This window comes from Streptomyces sp. MK7 (genome assembly GCF_032658145.1).
GTDB lineage: Bacteria > Actinomycetota > Actinomycetes > Streptomycetales > Streptomycetaceae > Streptomyces > Streptomyces spiralis.
This window is the reverse complement of record NZ_JAVACL010000010.1, coordinates 15,281-36,850: the sequence shown is the minus strand read 5'-3', so window position 1 is coordinate 36,850 and position 21,570 is coordinate 15,281. Positions and strand designations below refer to the sequence as shown.

At 71.2% G+C, this 21,570-nt stretch carries 18 protein-coding genes and 1 pseudogene; 8 read left to right on the top strand and 11 right to left on the bottom strand.

What is annotated here, in order from left to right:
* The first annotated feature begins 232 nt into the window (after nucleotides 1–232).
* Together R2S09_RS14220 and R2S09_RS14215 are read left to right on the top strand one after the other, a co-directional pair.
* Complete coding sequence (locus R2S09_RS14220) at nucleotides 233–2,956, top strand: LamG-like jellyroll fold domain-containing protein (RefSeq protein WP_306189616.1); 2,724 nt, start codon at nucleotides 233–235, stop codon at nucleotides 2,954–2,956.
* A 411-nt stretch (nucleotides 2,957–3,367) separates the two neighbouring features.
* Nucleotides 3,368–6,625 carry a GH92 family glycosyl hydrolase gene (locus R2S09_RS14215; protein WP_316741455.1) on the top strand — a complete coding sequence of 1,086 codons (3,258 nt, stop codon included), beginning with the start codon at nucleotides 3,368–3,370 and terminating at the stop codon, nucleotides 6,623–6,625.
* Nucleotides 6,626–6,663: 38 nt separating this feature from the next.
* Here R2S09_RS14215 and R2S09_RS14210 read toward each other — a convergent pair whose 3' ends face one another.
* Nucleotides 6,664–7,206 carry a GNAT family N-acetyltransferase gene (locus R2S09_RS14210; protein WP_306189615.1) on the bottom strand — a complete coding sequence of 181 codons (543 nt, stop codon included), beginning with the start codon at nucleotides 7,204–7,206 and terminating at the stop codon, nucleotides 6,664–6,666.
* Between the two features lie 259 nt (nucleotides 7,207–7,465).
* On the bottom strand, nucleotides 7,466–8,260 hold the full coding sequence (locus R2S09_RS14205) for an SGNH/GDSL hydrolase family protein (RefSeq protein WP_372337738.1): 795 nt from the start codon (nucleotides 8,258–8,260) through the stop codon (nucleotides 7,466–7,468).
* 226 nt (nucleotides 8,261–8,486) lie between these two features.
* On the opposite strand from R2S09_RS14205, the gene R2S09_RS14200 reads away from it, so the two are divergent.
* Nucleotides 8,487–8,663, top strand: coding sequence for a hypothetical protein (locus tag R2S09_RS14200; RefSeq protein WP_306189614.1), 177 nt, complete (start codon nucleotides 8,487–8,489; stop codon nucleotides 8,661–8,663).
* Between the two features lie 31 nt (nucleotides 8,664–8,694).
* Here R2S09_RS14200 and R2S09_RS14195 read toward each other — a convergent pair whose 3' ends face one another.
* Together R2S09_RS14195 and R2S09_RS14190 are read right to left on the bottom strand one after the other, a co-directional pair.
* A complete protein-coding gene (locus R2S09_RS14195) occupies nucleotides 8,695–8,877 on the bottom strand; it encodes a hypothetical protein (protein ID WP_306189613.1) in 183 nt (60 codons plus the stop codon).
* Nucleotides 8,878–9,129: 252 nt separating this feature from the next.
* Nucleotides 9,130–9,837 carry a TetR/AcrR family transcriptional regulator gene (locus tag R2S09_RS14190; protein ID WP_306189612.1) on the bottom strand — a complete coding sequence of 236 codons (708 nt, stop codon included), beginning with the start codon at nucleotides 9,835–9,837 and terminating at the stop codon, nucleotides 9,130–9,132.
* Nucleotides 9,838–10,000: 163 nt separating this feature from the next.
* Here R2S09_RS14190 and R2S09_RS14185 point away from each other — a divergent pair, with 163 nt between their 5' ends.
* The gene (locus R2S09_RS14185) at nucleotides 10,001–11,224 is read left to right on the top strand and encodes a saccharopine dehydrogenase C-terminal domain-containing protein (protein ID WP_316741358.1); all 1,224 of its coding nucleotides are present in this window, start codon (nucleotides 10,001–10,003) and stop codon (nucleotides 11,222–11,224) included.
* A gap of 281 nt (nucleotides 11,225–11,505) precedes the next feature.
* Here R2S09_RS14185 and R2S09_RS14180 read toward each other — a convergent pair whose 3' ends face one another.
* Entirely contained in the window at nucleotides 11,506–11,760 is a 255-nt protein-coding gene (locus R2S09_RS14180; RefSeq protein WP_316741356.1) for a hypothetical protein, read from the bottom strand.
* A gap of 198 nt (nucleotides 11,761–11,958) precedes the next feature.
* On the opposite strand from R2S09_RS14180, the pseudogene R2S09_RS14175 reads away from it, so the two are divergent.
* A pseudogene (locus R2S09_RS14175) lies at nucleotides 11,959–12,234 on the top strand (phosphate ABC transporter substrate-binding protein); the annotation flags it as partial.
* A 150-nt stretch (nucleotides 12,235–12,384) separates the two neighbouring features.
* Here R2S09_RS14175 and R2S09_RS14170 read toward each other — a convergent pair.
* The 3 genes from R2S09_RS14170 to R2S09_RS14160 all read right to left on the bottom strand — a co-directional run bounded on the left by R2S09_RS14170 (nucleotide 12,385) and on the right by R2S09_RS14160 (nucleotide 15,825).
* On the bottom strand, nucleotides 12,385–13,359 hold the full coding sequence (locus tag R2S09_RS14170; protein ID WP_316741355.1) for an L-threonylcarbamoyladenylate synthase: 975 nt from the start codon (nucleotides 13,357–13,359) through the stop codon (nucleotides 12,385–12,387).
* Between the two features lie 93 nt (nucleotides 13,360–13,452).
* Complete coding sequence (locus R2S09_RS14165) at nucleotides 13,453–14,097, bottom strand: carbonic anhydrase (protein ID WP_306189607.1); 645 nt, start codon at nucleotides 14,095–14,097, stop codon at nucleotides 13,453–13,455.
* An 879-nt stretch (nucleotides 14,098–14,976) separates the two neighbouring features.
* Nucleotides 14,977–15,825, bottom strand: coding sequence for an alpha/beta fold hydrolase (locus R2S09_RS14160; protein ID WP_316741354.1), 849 nt, complete (start codon nucleotides 15,823–15,825; stop codon nucleotides 14,977–14,979).
* 55 nt (nucleotides 15,826–15,880) lie between these two features.
* On the opposite strand from R2S09_RS14160, the gene R2S09_RS14155 reads away from it, so the two are divergent.
* Nucleotides 15,881–16,396, top strand: a complete 516-nt coding sequence (locus R2S09_RS14155) for a GNAT family N-acetyltransferase (RefSeq protein ID WP_316741352.1) — start codon at nucleotides 15,881–15,883, stop codon at nucleotides 16,394–16,396.
* Nucleotides 16,397–16,521: 125 nt separating this feature from the next.
* Here R2S09_RS14155 and R2S09_RS14150 read toward each other — a convergent pair whose 3' ends face one another.
* Entirely contained in the window at nucleotides 16,522–17,397 is an 876-nt protein-coding gene (locus R2S09_RS14150) for a PhzF family phenazine biosynthesis protein (RefSeq protein ID WP_306189603.1), read from the bottom strand.
* A 464-nt stretch (nucleotides 17,398–17,861) separates the two neighbouring features.
* Between R2S09_RS14150 and R2S09_RS14145 the strand changes: the two genes are divergently transcribed.
* Complete coding sequence (locus tag R2S09_RS14145) at nucleotides 17,862–18,890, top strand: PP2C family protein-serine/threonine phosphatase (protein ID WP_316741453.1); 1,029 nt, start codon at nucleotides 17,862–17,864, stop codon at nucleotides 18,888–18,890.
* A 256-nt stretch (nucleotides 18,891–19,146) separates the two neighbouring features.
* Nucleotides 19,147–19,782, top strand: coding sequence for a hypothetical protein (locus R2S09_RS14135; protein ID WP_316741350.1), 636 nt, complete (start codon nucleotides 19,147–19,149; stop codon nucleotides 19,780–19,782).
* Between the two features lie 269 nt (nucleotides 19,783–20,051).
* Here the strand turns inward: R2S09_RS14135 and R2S09_RS14130 are convergent, their stop codons facing one another.
* Nucleotides 20,052–20,810 (bottom strand): DUF2182 domain-containing protein, encoded by a 759-nt coding sequence (locus R2S09_RS14130; RefSeq protein WP_306192861.1) that lies wholly within the window; start codon nucleotides 20,808–20,810, stop codon nucleotides 20,052–20,054.
* Nucleotides 20,807–21,421 (bottom strand): DUF1326 domain-containing protein, encoded by a 615-nt coding sequence (locus R2S09_RS14125; protein ID WP_316741347.1) that lies wholly within the window; start codon nucleotides 21,419–21,421, stop codon nucleotides 20,807–20,809. The genes R2S09_RS14130 and R2S09_RS14125 overlap by 4 nt, the downstream gene beginning before the upstream one ends.
* Between the last annotated feature and the right edge of the window lie 149 nt (nucleotides 21,422–21,570).

The following is a 21,570-nucleotide window of genomic DNA, read 5'->3' as shown; positions in this document are numbered from 1 at the left end:
TGGGCTCCGTGCGACGACCGGGATGCGGTACGCGCGGGACGCATGCGGTGACGCCCCGCCCAACGCACCGAAATTCCCACCCAGATGAGTCAAGTGTGCTGCATGGCGTGTCATGTACTCGTATGGTTCGCGGAACAACAAAACATGCATGCGAGCCCGTTCGGATCCGGGGAAGACCGGCGGGCTCGTCGAGGCAGGGGTCCGTGACCGGACCCCGGAGCCGGGGGGGTACATGAGAAGATCCAGGCGGCTGAGCGCCGCCCTCGTCCTGTCCACCGCGGCCGGCCTGGGCCTGGTGGCCCTGCCGCAGCCGGCCGCCGCACTGACCCCGCCCGTCGCCTTCACCGCCGACGACCTGCCCACCTGGCAGACCAACGGCATCGTGTGGGCCCTGGCGGAGGCACACGGCACCGTTTTCGCGGGTGGCACCTTCTCGCAGGTGCGCCCGCCCGAGGGAGGAAGCGGCACCGCCCAGAACGCGGTGAACTTCGTCGCGCTGGACGCGGCGACCGGCGAGCCCACGTCATGCAAGCTGTCCTTCACCATCGGCAGCGGCACCGCGACCGTGCGGGCGCTCGCCGTCTCGCCGGACAAGGAGACGCTGTACGCGGGCGGTTACTTCAGCGCCGTCAACGGCACGCAGGTCAGCAGCCTCGCCGCCATCGACATCGCCACCTGCACACCCAAGGCCGGCTTCCACCCGAGCGTCTCCGCCACCGTGCGGGCGCTCGCCGTCACCGACGACACGGTGTACCTCGGCGGCGACTTCTCCTCCGTCGGCGGCAGCGCGCACGCGCGGTACGCGGCGGTCGACGCCACCAGCGGCGCGGTCAAGCCGTTCCAGGCCGACGTCGACGAGCCCGGCCGTGCCCTCGCGGTCACCCCGGACGGCAAGAACGTCGCCCTCGGCGGCGACTTCTTCACCGTCAACGGCGCGAACTCGCACGCCCTGGCCGTCGTCGACGCGACCACCGGAGCCAACGTCCGCACCTATCCCGGATTCATCGAGAACAACTCCGTGGTCAAGTCGATCGACACCGACGCCACGGGCTTCTACACCGGAAACGAGGGCACCGGCGGGGGCGTCTTCGACGGCCGTATCGCCCTCGACCTGTCCACGCTCGACCAGCGGTGGCGCGACACCTGCCTCGGAGCCACCCAGGCCGTCAAGTCCTACCAGGGCGTGCTCTACAGCGCCTCGCACGCCCACGACTGCTCCAGCGTCGGGGAGTTCCCCGACGGGCGCCGCCACCACCTGCTCGCGGAGCCGACGACCGGGACCAGCAAGCTGGGCTGGTTCCCGGACACCAACGACGGTCTGGGCGAGGGCATCGGCCCGCGCGCCATGGTGGTCTCCGAGACCTCCGACAACAAGTACATGTGGGTCGGCGGCGAGTTCACCACCGTCAACGGCTCGCCGGCCCAGGGCCTCACCCACTTCGCGGCCTCCCCTGACACCGGCGCCCCGTCGGTGCCCTCCGTCAGCGCCGAGTCCGTGAAGCCGACCGAGGCCCACGTCCGCTGGCGGGCCAGTCTCGACACCGACGACACCAAGCTGACGTACAAGGTCTACCGCAACGGCGGTGCCACGCCCGTGTACACCGTGGACGGCGACTCCGTGGAGTGGTCGCGCCCGCAGCTGTCGTTCACCGACACGAACGTCAGCGCCGGCTCCACCTACACCTACCGGGTGACCGCCACCGACGGCGCGGGCAACACCTCGGCGCTGTCGTCCTCGGCGACGGTGACGGTGCCGGCCTCCGCCCAGAAGTACGCCGCCCAGGTGCTCGACGACGGCGCGACGCTTTACTGGCGCTACGACGAGTCCACGACCCCGTTCGTCGGCGACACCTCACCCGGCGACCAGAGCGGCATCCACCTCAACGGGCCCTCGCTGCGCCAGACCCCGGCGGCCGTGACCGGTCCGTCCACCGCCATCGGCTTCGATGGCACCGACCAGCAGGTCTACAGCGACAAGCGCACCACGGTGCCGAGCGGGTACTCGATCGAGACCTGGTTCAAGACCACCACCGACCGGGGCGGCAAGCTCGTCGGCTTCGGCAACAACACCACGCGCGCGAGCAGCAACTACGACAAGCACATCTACATGCGCAACGACGGCCGGCTGGTCTTCGGCGTGTGGACGGGCACCGCCCGCATCATCACCTCGCCGGCCGGCTACAACGACGGCGCGTGGCACCATGTCGTCGCCACCCAGGGCGCCTCCGGGATGGCGCTGTACGTGGACGGCAGCCAGGTCGGCACGCTCGCCGAGACGAACAACCAGAACTACAGCGGTTACTGGCACGTCGGCGGCGACAACCTCAACGCCTGGCCGAACCAGCCCTCCAGCAACTACTTCGCCGGCCAGATCGACGAGACCGCGATCTACCCGTCGGCCCTGAGCGCGGCCCAGGTGCAGAGCCACTACACCGCGGCATCGGCTCCGGCCGACAGCGTGCAGACCGTTCGAGCCTCGGACGACACCTACGTCAACGCCGGTGCCACCGGGACCAATTACGGCACCTCCACCTCGCTGGCGGTCCGCGGCAGCTCGGCGTACGAGTCGTATCTGCGCTTCGACCTGCCGGCCGCCCCGGCCGGGACGGTGCTCAAGAGCGCGCGGCTGGCGGTGAAGACCACCACGCTGAGCAGCGCGGGCAGCACGGACGACATCTCCGTGCGGCCGGTCACCGGAAGCTGGACGGAGACGGGAACCACCTACGCCTCCAGGCCCGCCGTGTCCTCCGCCGTCGTCGGCACCCTGAGCGGGGCCACCGACCTGTCGACGGTCTACTCGGCGACGCTCGACACCGCGGCACTCTCCCCGGCCCTGGGGGGCGCCTACGACCTGGCGCTCACGAGCACCGGGACGGACGCGCTGTGGCTGTGGTCCAGCGAGGCACCGGCCGCGGAGAACACGCCGCAACTGGTGCTGACCTTCGGGGCGCCGTAACCCTCACCGCGTCCCCGTGTGCGGGGCACCGGACCGCCGACCGGTGCCCCGCACACCACGCCCGGGCCGCACCCGTGTGCGGCCCGCCTCCGTACGGCCGTTCGGGTCGCCCGCGTGCGGACGGTACGTGGCGGTCCGCACGGCGCCCGCCACGCCGGGATCACCGACACCCTTGACACCACCCGACTACGGAGGGAGCATCCTCCCGGTTCACTGACAACGTTGTCGGCAGTCCGGGCGGGAAGCGGACGCGCCTGTGTCCGAAGCGTCTTGACATACCGTCAGGCAAGAAAGGCGGGAGCCGTGCCAGGCTCATCGATACGTCAGACTCATGTGGGGAACCGGTCCCGTCGGAGACGGCGAGCTCTCGGTGCCGTCGCGACGGCCGCCCTGGTGGCCGCCGCGACGGCCATGACCGTCACGCCGGCCTCGGCGGCAGCGGGCCGCGGCGAGGTCAAGGACCCGGTCTCCTACGTCGACCCGCTGATCGGCTCGTCCAACGCGGGCAACACCTATCCCGGCGCCGTCCGGCCGTTCGGCATGCTGGCGTGGAGTCCGCAGAACTCCCGCGGCAACCAGGCCTCGACCCCCGCTCCGGGCGGTTACCAGTACAACGCGACGAAGATCCGGGGCTTCAGCCTCACGCACCTCAACGGCGTCGGATGCTCCGGCGCCAACGGCGACATCCCGATCATGCCGTACGTGGGCGACGTGGACTCCTCGCCCACGGCCGACACCACCGACTCCACGTACGCCGCCACCTTCTCCCACGCCGACGAGGAGGCCTCCGCCGGCTACTACAAGGTGCGACTGGACAGCGGCGCCTCCGCCGAGCTGACCGCCACCCCCCGCACCGGCTCGGGCCGCTTCGGCTTCCCCGCCGGCAAGCCCGCCAGCATGCTGTTCCGGACGTCCAACTCCGAGAGCGGCAGCACCGCCGCCGACGTCCAGGTGAACGCCGCCGACAGGACCGTGACCGGTTCGGTCAGCGCCGGCAACTTCTGCGGACCGCAGAGCGCGAACAACCGCAAGGACCTCTACACGCTCTACTTCACCGCGCACTTCGACACACCGTTCGCCAAGGTCGGCACCTGGACGGACGGAAACCTGCGCCCGGACTCCACCTCCGCCGAGGGCGGCACGGGCATCGGTTCGTCCGGAAACCCGGTCGCCGGAAAGGGCTCAGGGGCCTACGTCACCTTCCCGGCGGGCACCACCGACGTCCAGGCGAAGGTGGCCATCTCCTACGTCAGCCCGCAGAACGCGGAGGCAAACCTCCGCGCGGAGAACCCGCCGGCCAAGACCTTCGGTGCCGTCGAGTCCCAGGCGAAGGCGGCCTGGAAGAAGGAACTGAGCAAGATCGAGGTGAGCGGCGGCAGCGAAGCCCAGCGCACCACCTTCTACACCGCGCTCTACCACTCGATGCTGGAGCCGACCCTCACCAGCGACGTCGACGGCCGTTACCTCGGCGCCGACCGCAAGCCGCACAGGCTGGCCAAGGGGCAGAAGGCGCAGTACGGCACCTTCTCCGGCTGGGACCAGTACCGCGCCCAGGTGCAGCTGATGACCCTGTTGAACCCGAAGGCCGGCAGCGACTACGCGCAGTCCCTGTTCAACTACGCGCAGCAGAGGGGCGGCGAGTGGGACCGCTGGCTGCTGGAGAACGGCAAGACCAGCGTCATGTCGGGCGACCCCTCCGACCCGGCGCTCGCCAGTGTCTACGCCTTCGGCGGGCATGACTTCGACGTGAAGGGCGCCCTGAAGTCGCTGGTCACCGCCGCGACCGTGCCCACGGCGAACGACTCCGACAGCGCGGGCTGCAACGTGGAGTGTGTGGGGCAACGCCCCGCGCTCGACAAGTACCTGACTCTCGGTTACGTACCGTCCGACGGCTGCCACTGCTGGGGCGGCGCCGCCGAGACGCTGGAGGACGCGGCGGCCGACTTCGCCCTCTCCTCGCTCGCCGGCCAGATCGGGGACCACGCCACCGAGAAGAAGTTCCTCGACCGCTCCGGCAACTGGACCAACGTCTTCGACCCCGACGCCACACCGCGGGGCGGCTACATCCGTGACCGGAAGGCCGACGGCACCTGGGCGGGGACGTTCACCCCGGGCACCGGCAGCGGATTCGTCGAGGGAACCAGCGCCCGCTACACCTGGATGGTCTACTCCGACGTGGCGGGACTCGCCAGTGCCATGGGCGGCGACGAGGCGGCCGTCGCCCGCCTCGACTCCTTCTTCCGCACCCCGGACGGTGCCTTCGACTTCTCCGCCGAGGACGGCACGCGCTACGACCCGACCAACGAGCCCGACATCAACGCGCCTTATCTGTACGACTACCTGGGAACGCCGTACAAGACGCAGGAGACGGTCCGCGCGGAGATGGACCGGCTGTGGAACGACACCCCCGGCGGTATCCCCGGCAACGACGACGCAGGGACGATGTCGTCCTGGTACGTCTTCTCGGCGCTGGGCATGTACCCGCAGGTGCCCGGCCGCGCCGACATGGTGCTCTCGGCGCCGCTGTTCCCGCGCGCCGTGGTCCACACCGGCAACCACAGGACCATCACGGTCGACGCGCCCGCGGCGTCGGCGGACAACATCTACATCCAGAGCCTGAAGACCAACGGCAGGAAGTCCGACAAGCCCTGGGTCCCCGCCTCGTTCGTCACCCACGGCGGCACCCTGGACTACACCCTCGGCGCCGAGCCCAACACCTCCTGGGGCGGCGCCAAGGCCGATGCCCCGCCGTCGTTCCCGGGCGGCGGAGTGAAGTTCTTCACCGGGCTCACCCCCTCCGAGCTCAAGGCGGAACCCGGTGGTGACTCCGCCACCGCGACGGTCAAGGTGCAGGCGCTCCAGGACAAGGACACCGAGGTCCACTGGAGCGCCACACCCCCGGCGGGCATCACGGTGACGCCCTCCCAGGGCGACTTCACGGTGCCGGGTGGTGGCTCCGCCGGCGCGAAGGTGTCCGTCTCGGCCGCCGCCGGGACCAAGGAGGGCTTCTACACCATCCCGGTGACGTTCACGTCGTCGTCGGGTGCGGCGCTGCCGAAGACGTCGGCGGCGGTGACCGTCGCCGCGAGGAACAGCATGCTGTGGAACGTCAACAGCAACGGAATCTCGGCGGACGACACCGACCCGCAGGCCAACTTCGACGGTGAGGGCTGGAGTTACTCGGCCACCGCGCTCGCCGCCGCCGGCGTGGAACCGGGCGGTTCCGTCTCCTCCGGCGGCTTCACCTTCACCTGGCCCGGGGCCGCCGCCGGTGACCCCGACAACATCGAGGTCGTCGGAGGCGGTCAGGTGCTCGCCGTACCGGCGGACGCGGGCGCCACGAAGCTGAGTTTCCTGGGCAGCGCGGCGGAAGGGGCGGCGAGCGGCACGGTGACGCTCACCTACACCGACGGCACGACCCAGCAGGCCCAGATCGGCTTCAGCGACTGGACGCTCGGCGGCGGTTCGCAGAAGCCCTCCTTCGGCAACACGGTCGCCATCACCACCGCCTACCGCGACGTGCAGGGTGGCGGCAAGGACCCGGTGGCCACGGACGTCTTCGCCACCGCGCCCATCGCGCTGCAGCCGGGCAAGCGGCTCGCGAGTGTGACGCTGCCCGCCACGACGAACGGCGGCGTGATCCACATCTTCGCGGCGGCGACCGCCTGACGACCGATCCGACCGGTTGCGGCCACGCACAGGCCTGCTCAGCCCTGCGAAGGGTTGAGCAGGCCTTCGCCACGTACCAGTTCGGTGGCCAGGAGGTCCATCAGGAGGCCGTCGTGCCAGGTGCCGTCCGGGCCGCGCTCGTACTGCCGCATGATGCCGACCGGCCGGAAGCCGACCTTGGTGTAGCAGCGGATCGCCGCGGTGTTGTCCGCTGCCGGGTCGATGATCAAACGGTGATAGCCGTGGGCATCGACGAGATGGCAGGCCAGAGTCCGCACGGCCTCGGTGCCCAGACCCCTGCCGTGCACCCTGGGATCGAGGAAGAGATCGATGCCGGCGTGCCGGTAGTCCGGCTCGTCCTCGGCGTACCACTGGATCATGCCGATGACCCGCTCTCCCTGATCGATGGTCAGGGACCGGGTACCGGGGTCCTCCAGATCGGCTGCGATCTCTGCCTCGAGATCGTCTCCGCCTCTCCAGCGTGCACGCACTTCAGGTGTGGCCCGGATGGCGGCCAAGGCATGGATGTCGTCACGGACGGTGGGGCGGAGGATGAGGGAGGCCCCGCGCAGCACAGTCATGACCGGAACCCTACGCGACCTGCCCGCCTCGGAGCGGCTCGCAGTGGAGAGAGCCCGGAGTCCGGGCGAGCGGCATCCGGGCGTCGCGGCGGCCGTCATCGTGCATTGCGCCTGAGCACTTTGTGGCTTCTGCCGCCGTGCCGATGAGCACCCCTCTCATGCCGTTCCCGCGCGGTCGGCATGGACGAGGCAGGACCCCTGTCCGCGGGCAGTTGTGGGGACGGGGGCCCTGCCAGGTGTCGGTGGGTCAAGGGATGGGTCAGCTCTTGGCGTTGAGGACGGGGTAGTAGCCGGAGGCGTGGCCGGTGGCGGTGGGGTGGTAGGACTCCCAGCTCGGGGAGATCACCAGGGAGTGCAGCCAGTCGTCCCCGGAGCACAGCTCGTGGCCGTTGAAGGTGGAGCGGACGTCACCGAAGACGAAGCCGTGGGCCGTCGCCCGGCCGGAGATGACGCTGTCGAGGACGTCCGCGGCCTCGTCGATCTTGCGGTGCTTCGTGTCGCTGAGCCCGACGCAGAAGACGCCGAGCGTGTACACGTGCGGGTACCCCAGAACGACCACCTTGGCATTGGGGGCCTTGGCATGGATCGCGTTGTAGGTGGCGTCGAGGCGGGCGGGAAGCGTGTTCTGGGCGTAGCTCTCGGCCTGGTTGACCCGGTTGACGCAGTCGGTGTCGGAGCCGGTGACGCAGGTGGTCATGACGTCGGAGAAGCCCGCGTCGTTGCCGCCGATGGTGAGGGAGACCAGTGTGGTGGTGGAGTTCAGGGGGCCGAGCTGGGAGTTGGTCACATCCGTGGTCACCGCCCCCGAGCAGGAGGTGTCGGCGAACGCCGAGGGGGCGTGGGCGTTCTTCCACAGGTACGGGTAGGCGTTGAAGCTGCGGTGGCAGCCACCGCTGGCACTGTCATAGTTCCCGGCGCCGTTGCCGGCGGAGTAGGAGTCCCCCAGCGCGACGTAGACCGGTCCGGCGGCCTGTGCGGGAACGGCCAGGGTCAGGCTGAGCAGCGTGGCGAAACACAGTGTGGCGAGAGCTGTCAGGGACTTGATGGGTCTCACGAAACCTCCCGGGGCAGGAGCCGGCTGCCAGGGGTGGGGCAGCAGGCGGTGACTGGAACGTCGTGCTCATGACAGGACCGCGCGAGGACGTGCGCGTCCTGGCCATGCCTGGGGTGTGGGCAAGTCGAACGTGAAGGGCCGCCGTGCTGAGGGGCGGTGGGCGTGCGACGGATCGCGGGGGACCGGTGTGCGTGCTGTCAGGGCATGATCAGCTGAGCGTCAGTGCATGGTGACGCCGTGCGGGCTCGGCACCTCGGTCATGACCTGGAGCGGGGCGGTGCTGTCCGAGGTGCAGGTGTCACTGCCGCTGGCGGGCGTTGCCCCGCTCGCCGTGGAGCCGGCGAGCGGGGCAACGCCCGAACCGGCGGGCCCGGCGCACGGGTTGGTGGGGGCGAGGCCGTGAAGGTCTGGCTGCTTGCGGTCGGCGGTGGCGTTCAGGGCTCGGGCGGTGCCGCCGTGGCCATGGTGGGGGGCCGGATCCGGAGGTGGGGGCCACCGTCCGGGCGGCGCCCGGGATGCTCGGTGGTCTGTGTCGTGAGCGCTGCCGCCGCCGACAGGAGGGACTCCGTGGCGATCGGTCCGGCGGGTGTTGTGGTGTTGGACGTCCTGATCCGCACGCGTTCCTCCTGGGGGTGGGGAGGTCGGTCAGCAGGTACGACAGCGGCACGGGAGTTCGCCTGGCCGGCTGGCTAGGCATGCTCCTGACAAGTTCAATACGAGAGTATTCCGGGGTGCGGGGCGGTCGGCAAGGAGTCGGCGCGGAGAATTTACGCGCGTAGCCCCGGGACGCGTCCCACCGGGACACCAACCCCCTCTGCACGGCGCGCCGATGAGCCGACGTCATGCCCTGGTGGCCGAAGCCGCCGACGTCACGCCCCGACGCGGGACAGCTGCAGCTCTATGTGCTCCAGCAGCATCTCCAGGGCGGCCGGGAAGGCGCTGTGCGGCATGCGCCGGGCGAGGAGATGGGCGGTGGCGGCGATGTGGGGATGAGAAGCGGCGGGCAGGCGCGCGTACGTGGACTGCCACATCTCCTCGTCCCTCGTACGAGCCTCGTCCGCCAGCGCGAGGGACCCGGCGTCGAGCGCGGCGAAGGCGAGACTCTGGTCGATGAACACGTGGTACACGCCGACCGCCACCGGGTCGGGCAGCCCGGCACCGCGCAGGATGCCGAGGATGGTCTCGTCCACCGCGATCTCGCGCGGTCTGCCGGTGACCCGGCTGGCGGTGAGGACGGCGGCCTGTGGGTGGGCGAGGTAGGAGGCGTGGATGGCCCGGCCCAGAGCACGCAGGTCCGCGCGCCAGTCACCGGTGGGCGCCCAGCTGCCCAGGGCCCGTCCCATCAGCTCGTCCCCGATGGCCCGGGCGAGATCGTCCATGCCCGCGAAATAGCGGTACAGAGTGCTCGGATCGGCGCCGAGTGCCGCCCCCAGACGGCGTGCCGTGAGTCCGGTGCTGCCGTGCTCGCGCAGCACACGCAGAGCGGTGCGCACGATGATCTCCTCGGACAGCACGGTGCCGCCGCGCGTACGCCGCCGCCGCTGACGCGCGGCCTCCGGCACGACTTGCTTCGCCATCTCCGCCGCATCCTCCTCCGGCCGCCCGGACGCCGCCTGCACACCGCCTGCACGCCGACTCGCCTCCGGCCCTTATGCCAACGCGGTTGACCTTACAGTCCCGCGTCGCGTTGCATCGACCCCGTCCGGAGGCGCTCGCCTCCCGGAACGAAAGGTGTGTGACATGCGCGTACTTCTCGTGGGCGCCGGTGGCGTGGGGACGGCCGTCACCCGGATCGCGGCTCGCCGCGACTTCCTCACCCACATGATCGTCGCCGACTACGACCTCTCCCGTGCCGAAGCCGCGGTCGCGGCGCTGGGGGAGCGCGGTGCCCGGTTCGGCGCACGGCGGGTGGATGCCTCGGACTGCGACGCGGTCCGCCGGATCCTCCTCGAGGAACGGTGCGACGTGCTCCTCAACGCCACCGACCCCCGGTACGTGATGCCGCTCTTCATCGCGGCTCTGGAGGCCGGGGCGCACTACCTGGACATGGCGATGTCGCTGTCCGCTCCGCACGTCCCGCGTCCCTACGAGGAGTGCGGTGTGAAGCTCGGCGACGAACAGTTCGTCCTGGCCCGGCGCTGGGAGGAGGCCGGACGGCTGGCGCTGGTCGGCATGGGTGTCGAGCCCGGACTGTCCGACGTCTTCGCCCGGTACGCGGCGGACGAACTCTTCGACGACATCGAGGAGATCGGTGTCCGCGACGGCGCGAACCTGACGGTCGAGGGCTACGGCTTCGCACCGTCCTTCAGCATCTGGACGACCATCGAGGAGTGCCTCAACCCTCCGGTGGTCTACGAAAGGGACCGCGGCTGGTTCACCACCGCCCCGTTCAGCGAGCCCGAGGTCTTCGACTTCCCCGAGGGCATCGGTCCGGTGGAGTGCGTCAACGTCGAACACGAAGAGGTTCTGCTGATCCCTCGCTGGGTGGACGCGCGCCGTGTCACGTTCAAGTACGGCCTCGGTGACGACTTCATCGCCAAGTTGAAGATGCTCCACGAGCTGGGACTGGACGCTACGGCCAGGGTGACGGTGCCTGGCGAGGACGGGCCCGTACGCGTCTCCCCGCGCGACGTCGTCGCCGCCTGCCTCCCCGATCCGGCCGGACTGGGGGAGCGGATGACGGGCAAGACCTGTGCCGGCACATGGGTCAAGGGCACCAAGGACGGGGCGCCGCGAGAGGTGTACCTGTACCACGTGGTCGACAACCAGTGGTCGATGCGCGAGTACGGCTCGCAGGCCGTCCTCTGGCAGACGGCTGTCAACCCGGTCGTCGCCCTGGAACTGCTGTCCACCGGCGACTGGTCCGGCAAGGGTGTCCTCGGTCCGGAAGCTCTGCCCCCACGCCCCTTCCTGGACCTCCTCACCGCGTACGGCTCTCCTTGGGGCCTGCGCGAAGAGAACTGATCGCGGGCGAGGCGAGGCGTGGCGACGACGGCTCGCGGCGGGACGCCACGACCGTGGTTGAGCCTGCCGTAGCCGCCCACCGGTCCGGCGGGGGGAGGGCGATGCGGCGGATGTGGCCCCTGATCGTGTCAGGGGCCACGCTCTCGTTCGCCGGCCGGGCACGGCGAGGGCAGGGAGCGGGTGACCCGCATCCCTGCCCTTGTTTCGGCGGCCGGCTTTCTCCCACCCGCCGTGCGGGCCGTCGTCATGTGCGGCGGACGGGCGGCCTGCCTACGGATCGCTTACGGCGCCACGTCCTCCAGCCGCTGCCCGCTCGTCTCCTCCGCGCCCGCCGCTGCCGTGACCGACCGCGCGAGGGCCACCACCGCCAGGGTCACGAAGACGGTGCCGAGGGCGCCGTCCGCGTAGACCGCGCCGTAGTCGACGAAGTAGCCGGCGAACCACAGGGCCCCGACGACCAGGGCGCGCCTGCGGTAGCGGCCGGAGAGGAGTTCGCGCAGGCCGCCCCTGCCCGCGGTCCGGCGTGCGACGGGCACCGGGGGCGCGGGTTCGGGGAGGGGGGCCGCCGGTGATCCTCTCGCCCTTCTTCTCGATCGCGGCCATGGTGTCGAGCACCTGCTCGTGGCGCCCGTGGCCGGCGAGCCGGCGCGGCGACTCCGGCACGTACCGGGCGACCACGAGACACAGCACACCCGGGACATCCCAGCCGACGAGATCCTCATCGCGGGCGAGTTCTGCGCGCCGCCTCCACTCCGGAGCGGCCTCGGGGACTGCACCGCATCGATCTCGACGGGCACGCCCCCGACCTGGACCGCCTCGAGTCGAGCGGCTACCCGTACCGCGAGATCGAGTACGCCTACACCTACGGCCGTCCGCCTGCCGACTCGCTGGCCTCCAGCTTCCTGGCGTTCGCCGTCGACAACGGAACGGGCAAGGGAGTGGTCGCCACCCACGGGCATCTGCCGTGCGGAACACCCGTGGGACTGCGGGTCTGCGGCGTGATCGACTGAGCCTCCAGTCCGGCCGGCGATGAGCGGGGGCAGGAGCCGAACCCGCCGTGGGAGACGACCGCTCGCCATGGGAGACGACCGCTTGCCATGGGGGCGACCGTCACCCTGTTCCGGTTCGGCCATCGGGCGCGCTGTGCCGGTGCCGGTCGCTCAGGAGGGCCGGGGACCCGCGGCGCGGCGGAGCCGGTTGGCGATCGCCAGTCCCAGCCCGTCCTCCACGGGCAGGGACGCGATGATGAGGTCGCACCCCTGCTGGTCGAGCTCGCGCAGAAGTCCGTACAGGCCGCGGGCGTAGGCGGTGAGCGAGTCGGGGAGGGCCACCACGGCGTGCGCCTTCACCGGGGCGTCGGCGAGGGCGGGCGGAAGGAAGACGCCGACCTGGTGCCCCAGCTCCTGCGCGCGCTCCGCTTCGGCGACGACCTTCTCGGGCTCGACGAGGACGACCCGCGCCCGCGGTGCGTAGTGTGACGGGTGCTGGCCCGGCACCCGGATCCGGCTTGTCGAGGGGACCGCGAGCCGGTGCCCGAGCACCGCTTCGAGATCCTCGCGCGTGACCCCGCCGGGCCGGAGGATGCTCGGGATCTGGCCCGTCGCGTCGACGATGGTCGACTCGACGCCGACCTGGCAGGGGCCGCCGTCAAGGACGAAGTCGACTCCGTCGCCGAGCTCCGCCCGGACGTGCTCGGCCGTGGTGGGGCTGACCTGGCCGAAGCGATTGGCTGACGGGGCTGTGACACCGCCGCCGAAGGCCGCGAGCAGTGCCAGGGCGACGGGGTGGTCGGGCACGCGCACGGCCACCGTGTCCAGGCCGCCGGTCGCTTCCAGGGGCACCCGCCGGCCCCGGCGGAGGACCAGCGTCAGGGGCCCAGGCCAGAAGCGCTCGGCCAGTAGGCGCGCCGTCGCGGGCACGTCCTCGACCCAGTCGTCCAGGTGCTGAGCGCCGCCGATGTGGACGATGAGCGGATGGGAGGGCGGGCGCCCCTTGACCTCGAAGATACGCGCGACCGCGGCGGGATCCTCGGCGTCTGCGCCCAGACCGTAGACGGTTTCGGTCGGGAAGCCCACCAGACCCCCCGCGCGCAGAACACCGGCCGCCTTCTCGATGTCACTGGTTGTTGCCGACACCCTCGCATCCTCTCACCGATCTGCTCCGGCCCGTCCCGTGGCCCCGTCGACGCATAACGACGAACCGGGTCCGACGGCACCGCCCACGGGCGGTCAGGACGTGGCGGAGACCGCCTCGTCGAGGCCGCGGGCGGCGACGAGTTGCGCGCTGCCGTCGGCGAGGCGGTAGCACAGGCCGACCACGGCCGCCCGGCCGGCGGCGACGCGCTCGGTGAGGATACGGGAGCGGTCCAGCAGCAGGTCGACGGTGGACCTGACGTGCTCGGCGAGGACCTGGTCCGCCTCGAGACGACCGGCGGCCCGGGCGGCGAGCACGCTGGGGGTGACGCGCTCGACGACGTCCCGGATGTATCCGGCGGGCGCCTTGCCGTCCTCCAGCGCGGCGCACGCGGCGCCCACCGCGCCGCAGGAGTCGTGGCCGAGGACCACCACCAGCGGGCAGTCCAGCACGTCCACCCCGTATTCGATGCTGCCCAGCACCTCGGCGCCGACGATGTGGCCGGCGGTGCGGACCACGAACAGGTCACCCAGCCCGCGGTCGAAGATGATCTCGGCGGCCAGCCGGGAGTCCGAGCATCCGAACAGCACCGCGAAGGGATGCTGGACCGGCGCCGTCTCGGCGCGGCGGGTGGCGTCCTGGTTGGGGTGCTCGGGGGTGCCCGCGACGAAGCGCCGGTTACCGGAAAGGAGCAGATCGAAGGCTTCCGCGGGCGTCAGGGAGGGGGTCTGGATGGTCATGTCGGCAGCATACGAGCAGGCACCGTGGCCTGCCCGCACCGCCCGCCCGAGGGAGGTGCGGTAGCGTCCCCGGCATGGTGGAGAGTCCCGACGTGTCCGCGGCACCGGGAGGCGGGCCGGCCGACCGCTCGCAGGCCTGGGACTTCGTGCGGTGGTTCGCCGCTCAGTGGACCGGGCGCCCTCTGCAACCCGGAGACGGTTGCGACGTGGAAGAGCTGCTTGCCGCGGAAGGTGATCTCGGCTTTGAACTCCCCGCCGCTCTGCGGGAGGGATACGCGCTTCTGGGCCACCGGGACGACCTGACCCGACAGCAGGACCCCTTGGTCCCCACCAGCCGGGCTCCATGTCCACGACGCCCTGGGTGGCGTCCTGGTCTTCCGTCGCGAGAACCAGGACTGCGCGTCATGGGCGATTCCCCTCGACCGCACCGAGCAGGACGATCCTCCGGTGGTGGTGGAATCCCACCAGGGCTGGATTCCCCTTCTCGACCGGATGTCGCTGGCGTGGGTCGAGCTGGTGCTGAGCGAGTCGCTCTTCGGAGCCGACAGCCTGTACGACGCCTGCGAACTGCCGGACACGCTGGTGCCGAATCTCCAGGGTTCCTACTCCCGTGTCGGCCTGCCTGACTGTCCGATGTGGGCGAGCGAGGAGGACTCACCCATACGCTGGTACGCGGCCCCGGCCGGTTGCTGCGCCGGGACGGATTGCAGGATCACTGCTGGATCCATGCACGCGGCCGCACGGTCGCCGATCTCGCGATCACCCGCGCGGACCTCCCTGGATCATGGGTTGGCTGACCCGTTGCCCGCGGCGTATCGATGGCCATCGGAATCGGGTCCTCGGGTCTGCCGCCGCGCCGAGCCAGCAGGTCCGTGTCCGTCATGCCGATCCGGCGGTGTGTTCGAGGATCGCGGAGACGATCACCGCCCAGTCCGCTCGCTCGACCCCGTGCCCGGCGTCCTCCAGGACCAATAGCCTTCCCCCGGGGATCTGTTCCGCGAGTGCCTCACCGTGCCGGAGCGGGAACAACGGATCGGCGGTCCCGTGGATCACCAGTGTGGGCACGGCGATCGAGGACAGGGACGCCTGCGGGAGCTCGCCGTCCGGAAGTGCGTCGTGGTTGCGGGCGGCTGTGAAATCGTGGGCGCGCTCGACGTCGCGACGGACAAGGCTGCGGGCGGCGGTCTCGTCGAACGGGCGCCGACCCCCCGCGAGGACGCGCACATAGGCGACCTGATGATCGATCGCCGAGTCGGCATCTGACCAATCGACGTGTGCGGTCGAGACGAACCGGGTGAACTCCTCGGTCGGTGGGGGAAGCGTGCGGTCGCCGGGTACAGCGGACGACGTGCTGATCAGGACGAGTGAGAGGACGCGGCCGGCGTAATGGAGCGCGAGCAGTTGCGCGAGGGCCCCTCCGGCCGAGACGCCCACGACGTGCGCGGCCGGGATCGCGTAGGCGTCGAGCACGCGGGCGGCGTCAACGACGAGGTCCGCGCCGGTGTATTCGGCCCGGCCCGGCCCATGGGTGACGGATCGGCCCGTGTCGCGGTGGTCGTAACGGATCACGAAACGTCCGCCCTCAGCGAGCATCCGGCAAAAGCCCTCCTCCCACCACAGCATGGAAGCCCCGGTGCCCATGACGAGCAGGACGGGCGGATCCGAGGGGTCGCCGAAGGACTCGGTGCACAGCTCGATACCATCCGCCTGGATGACGCGCTCGGCCATCACTGCGTCCCCTCTCCTGTCCCCTGCGTGTCGAACGCCCCGAACGGAAGGCGGCGTGAGCCTCCTGGAGCCCACAACCATCCACACCGGCCGGCTGACACTCCTGCCCTTGGCGATCGAGCACGCCGAAGAGATGGCCGCGGTGCTGTCCGACCCGGACCTGCATACCTTCATCGGAGGTGCTCCCGCCACCGCGCAGGCACTGCGCAGCCGCTACGAACGCCTGGTCGCCGGCTCACCCGACCCCACTGTCTCCTGGTGCAACTGGGTCGTACAGCTGCGTGATGCGGACTGCCTGGCCGGCACGGTCCAGGCGACGGTCACCGCCGACGGTCACGGAGGCGTGGCGGAGATCGCCTGGGTGGTGGGTACTCCCTGGCAGCGGCGTGGCATCGCCACCGAAGCGGCCCAAGGACTGGTCGCCTGGCTCCGGAGACAAGGCGTGCGCACGGTCATCGCCCACATCCACCCCGACCACAAGGCGTCCGCCGCCGTCGCCACCACCACCGGCCTGACCCCCACCGATCAATGGCACGACGGAGAGGTCAGGTGGCAGCTGACGATCGGCTGACCACCTGTCTGCAAGCCGGCCCATCGGGTGCGCCCGAGCCGGAAGCGCGGACGAGCGCTATGGCCTGACCTGACGTCGTGGCGTCCCCGGCGGAGGCGAGCCGCGCTCCCGTCACGGCCGGCGATTCAGCCGATGCGAGCTCCTGTACCGCTGACGCGGACGCCCGCCTCGCCCGGTCGCAGCGTCACCGTCAGCTCGCCCGGGCGGCCCAGGTCCTCGCCCTGGTGCAGGGTGAGGACGGCGTCGTCGGGGACCAGGCCGAGCTCACGGGCGTACGCACCGAACGCGGCGGCCGCGGCACCCGTCGCCGGGTCCTCGACGACGCCGCCGACGGGGAACGGGTCACGCACGTGGAAGATGCTCGCTGACTCCCGCCACACCAACTGGACCGTGGTCAGGTCCAAGCGGAGCATCAGCGCTTCGAGGCGTGCGAAGTCGTATGCGAGGTCTGCGAGGCGAGCACGCGTCGCCGCCGCGACAACGAGATGGCGGGCACCGGCGAACGCGATACGGGGCGGGAAGGCCGGGTCCAGATCGGCGGCCGGCCACCCGAGCGCGGCGAGCGCCTCCGCGAGGTCGGCGGCGGGGATCTCCTCGATGTACGGCTCGACACTCGTGAGCGTGGCCCTCACCGCCCCGCCTTCCTCGACGACCTCCACCGGTACGGTGCCGGCGGGCGTCGCGAACACCAGATGCCCGGGGCCTGTACGCTCGGCGAGCGCGATCGCGGTCGCCACGGTGGCGTGCCCGCAGAACGGCACCTCGGCCTTGGGGCTGAAGTAGCGGATGCCGTACGCCCGCCCCTCCTGGCCGCCGGAACCCTCCGGAGGCGCCGTCAGGAACGCGGACTCCGAGTATCCGAGGTCGGCGGCGATGGCCAGCATGTCGCCGTCGTCCAGCCCGGAGGCGTCCAGGACGACACCGGCGGGGTTTCCGCCGTCGGGGGAGCTGGAGAAGGCGGTGTAGCGCAGCACCTCGGGCCGCGGCGCATTCGTCGTCATGATCGTGGCAACCGGCCGGGTCCCACGGCTATTCCTGCGTGCGGTCCACCATGCAACTCACGCCCCTCCCGCGTCGACCCGCTCAGGGATGATCAGCGACTCCGGCGTCCGGCCGTGGGGAACGCTGACCGGCGCCGCCCTTCTCCTCGCGGGACTCACCGTCATGACGGTGGGTCAGCTCGTCCGGTGGTGACCGGAAGGGCGGCGGCACACCGTGAACCTGGGCGACGCGGGCCGGTGCTCCGGCACATCGGACATGTCGGCTCTCGGCCTCTATTGGATAAAGACGCGTGGCGGAAGTCGCTTGCCGGGGAGGACCTTTGCATAGCCTGAAGCCGGGGAGGGCCTGTGTGGTGGATGTGATCCGGCGGCTCTCGTTGTTGTCGGGCCGCTGGAGGGACGTCGTGACGGTGGGTAGACCGGGATCGGGTTCCGTGCTGCTGTCCTGGCTGCCGGTGGTGGCGATGGTGGTGGTGGCCGTGGCGGACGTGGTCGCGGGGCCGGGGGTGGGGTTCTTGCCGTTGGTCTCGCTCGGACCGGCTTTCGCGGGGCTTGTCGGGGGGTGGCGGCGTACGGCGTCGATCGGTGTGGCGGCTCTGCTGCTGTGCGTGGGGCTGGGCTTGTACGACGGGCTGTTCGAGGAGCGCCGGGGGTTCACGGCGATGGCGTCGGTGGCGGGGGTCACCGGCGCGGGTGTCGTGGCGGCCGTGATGCGCTCGCGCAGGGAGGCGGAGCTGGCGAGTGTGAGGTCGATCGCGGAGGTGGCCCAGCGGGTGCTGCTGCGGCCGGTGCCGCGCTCGGCGGGCCGGCTGCAGGCGGCGGTGTCGTACACCTCGGCGGTCGCGGCGGCCCGTATCGGTGGTGACCTGTACGAGGTGGTCGCCTCGCCGCACGGCATCCGTGTGATCGTCGGCGATGTGCAGGGCAAGGGGCTGGCCGCGGTGGAGACGGCCGCCGTCGTGCTGGGGGCCTTCCGGGAGGCGGCGCACGACGAGCCCGATCTGGTCGGGCTGGGCGAGCGGCTGGAGCGGAGCGTGGCCCGGGAGCTGGAGGGGGAGAGGTTCGTGACCGCGGTGCTCGCCGAATTCGGGTCGGAGCGGGAGGTGGTCTTCCTCAATCACGGTCATCCGGCGCCGATGGTCGTCCGTGCCGAGGGCGGTGTCGACTTCCTCCAGCCGCCCTCCTACGCCCTCCCGCTGGGCCTGGGCGTCCACGGGGTCGAGGGGCCGAAGCCCTATCGGGTGGACTTCGCGCCGGGTGATCAGCTGCTGCTGTACACCGACGGCGTCACCGAGGCCCGCGACCCGCAAGGCTCCTTCTACCCCCTCGGGGACCGGGCGGGCCTGCTGAAGGAGCCCGACGCGCAGCGCGCCCTGGAGACCCTGCGCGCGGACCTGGTCCGGCACGCCGCCGGGCCGCTCCACGACGACGCCGCGATGCTCCTGCTCCGCTACCACGGCCATGCCACAGGGCAGTGTTCTCCCGTCGAGTGAAGCGCGCCGGCGTCGGCATGGTCGAAGGCCGTATGCCCGAGCGCGTGACCCCCTGTGGTGCTCTGGACGTTGCCGATGCCGTCACCCGGGCGGTGCTGACCGCATGCCGCTTGCGGGTGGCGGTCTCCGCCCGCCCGGTCGCACACGCTCGCCCTCGGACGGCGCTTCCCTGCACACGCCGGCTTTTGCATGACGCAGGGGAATTGTGCATCGGGCCCGCCGACGGGCGTGGAAGGGACGCGGAAGTGTGACACCCATGCGGCGCAGGCGTCGGCCCTCGACCCATGCCGAGCCGCACCTGATGGCGCACCTGCGGACCACGGTGTGGGGCCCTGCCGAGTTCGTCGGGCTGCCGCCCGCGCGGCTCCTCGGAGAGGGGATCCTCGCGGGAAGCCTCTGCGCCGCGGGGATCGTCGGCACGGCCGTCCTGGGTGCCTGGACGGGCAGGCCCTCGCTGGCCGACGGCGTGGCGGGACCGGTGTGCGCGGCCGCCCTCGCCCTGTACCTGTCGTGTATCGGAGCCGGCCGTGCACTGATCGCAGTCACCGCCCTGCTCGGAGTGTGCCTCGTGCTCCATGCGCCGCAGGCCGCCGCCGGTGCGGTGCTGGCGGAACGGGGGCGGGTCCAGTACGTGGTGGTGACATCGGTCGATGACGGCCGGGCGGCGGGCGGTCGGCACACCCGCTACCTCTGCTCGGTGACGGACCGCGGCGGCGTCCCGCTCACGATCCGCATCTGGCGCGGCTGCGGGCAGGCGACACGGCCTGGGGACGCGCTCGCCGTCGTCTACGACCCCGAGGGGCGGGTGCCACCACGCGGTGTGAGACGGAAGGGCCCGGACCGCTGCGCGACCTGGCACCGTGGGTCGCGGCCCTCATCGCCGCGACCGTGACCGCCGTGGTGCGCTCGTACCGGCTTCCCCCCTTCCTGCACTGACCCCGATAGCGAGAGCGTCTGCCGCGCAGGTCGCCCCGGCGTGCCTCCGAGCCGGCTCCCTTCCGCGGCTTGTACCGCCTGCGCAGGGTCTATCGCCGCACGCGCCATTTTCCGCAAGGTCACCTTCTGCGCGTCCATGCCACCGTCTTCGGCGGGTGACCGGTGACTCGGTCAGATCGCCCTGCCGTCCGCGATGGTCCGGCCGCCGGGTGGGCAGGGAACGTCTCACATCCCGCTCATGTCCCCGCCGGTGAGGCCTGGAGCCAGCGCCGGGACCCAGAAGACGGCGACGGCCATGGCGATCGAGGCGATCCCCACGGTACGGGCCACCAGGCGACCGGCCGGAGCGAGCTTCTCGGCGGTGATCACGGCGGCCAGTACCACCATGGCCAACAAGTTCATCACGCCGAACACGGCCAGCAGCGTCATGAGCGACCAGCAACAGCCCAGGCAGAAGGCCCCGTGGTGGGCTCCGGCACGAAGATCGCGCGAGCGCCGCGGGTACGAGGCGTAGCGGAGCATCAGCCCGACCGGCGAGCGGCACTTGGTCAGGCAGCGGTCCTTGAGGGGAGTGAGCTGGTAGACGCCGCCGACCGCGAACACGGCCGCGGCCACTGCGGTCCCCACCGTGGCGGGGAGGCTCGCCGCGCGGCCCAGGCCGGCGGCCAGCGCGTACGCCGGCAGCCCGGCCGCTGCCCAGACGAGCAGGTAGGCGACGGTGAAGACGGCCATGCGCGGTGTCCGGTGCGCGATGATGGTGCGTGCGTACAGCGCCGCGACGGACGCCGTGGCGGGCAGCATCATCGCGGCCATCATCAGCGTCCACACGGCCAGGAAGGCGGGCAGGCCCAGGCCCATGGTGCCGGGCATCGCCTGCATGCCTCCCCAGCGCGTCACCACCCATACCCAGGCAGCGGCCGCCGCGACCAACAGCAGTCCCACGGGGCCCGCCGCGCGGCGGACGGTGACCGGCCCACCGGTCACGCGGACCACGTGAAGGGGGCCGAGTGTCCGTTGCCGCCGGTGAAGTCCCAGGACCGGCCGTACACGTCGTCGCCCGTCGCCCGGGTGGACCGGGCGATCGTCAGCGTGCTGTTCACCGGGTGGAACATGCCGGTCAGGCCCATGACCGGACCGTCCTCGCCGAACTGCGGAGCGATCTGGTCCTCGATCTCGATGTCGATGGCGTTACCCACCCGCACGGCGTGGCGGCGGCCGTCGTCGCGGTAGTCGATGGGGACGCGCTGCATGCCGAGGACCTCGCCGACGAGCGGAGCGAGCGCCGCCATCGGCCCGCCGACCTGGCCGGAGAAGACCTTGCTCAGCGCCTCCGCCTGGTCGTCGTCGGCCGAGGCGTCGACGTACAACGCCACCTGCCAGCCGCCCTCGGCCATCACCCGGGGCGCGTCGACGAAGACGGCGACGCTGCGGTCGGAGACGTCCACGCCGTCCACGTCCCCGTGGTCCACGTGGAAGGCGAAGGTCACCGGGCAACGCTCGTGATCGGCCGGTGCGGCGAGGCCCGAGGTGGTGCAGGGGCAGACCACGTCGCAGTTGCAGCTCTCCAGATAGGTGCCGTTCAGATTCCAGGGCATGGCTCTTCCTGCCTGTCTCGCGTCCCCCCTCGGCGAAGAGAGTGCATCGGGAGGATCTGTCCCGCCCTGGTGCTGCTCCCTTCCAGGCTATTCGCGCCGACGACACCGCGCAGACCGGATCACCTCCCAGAGGGTGCGGGTGGTGCGGG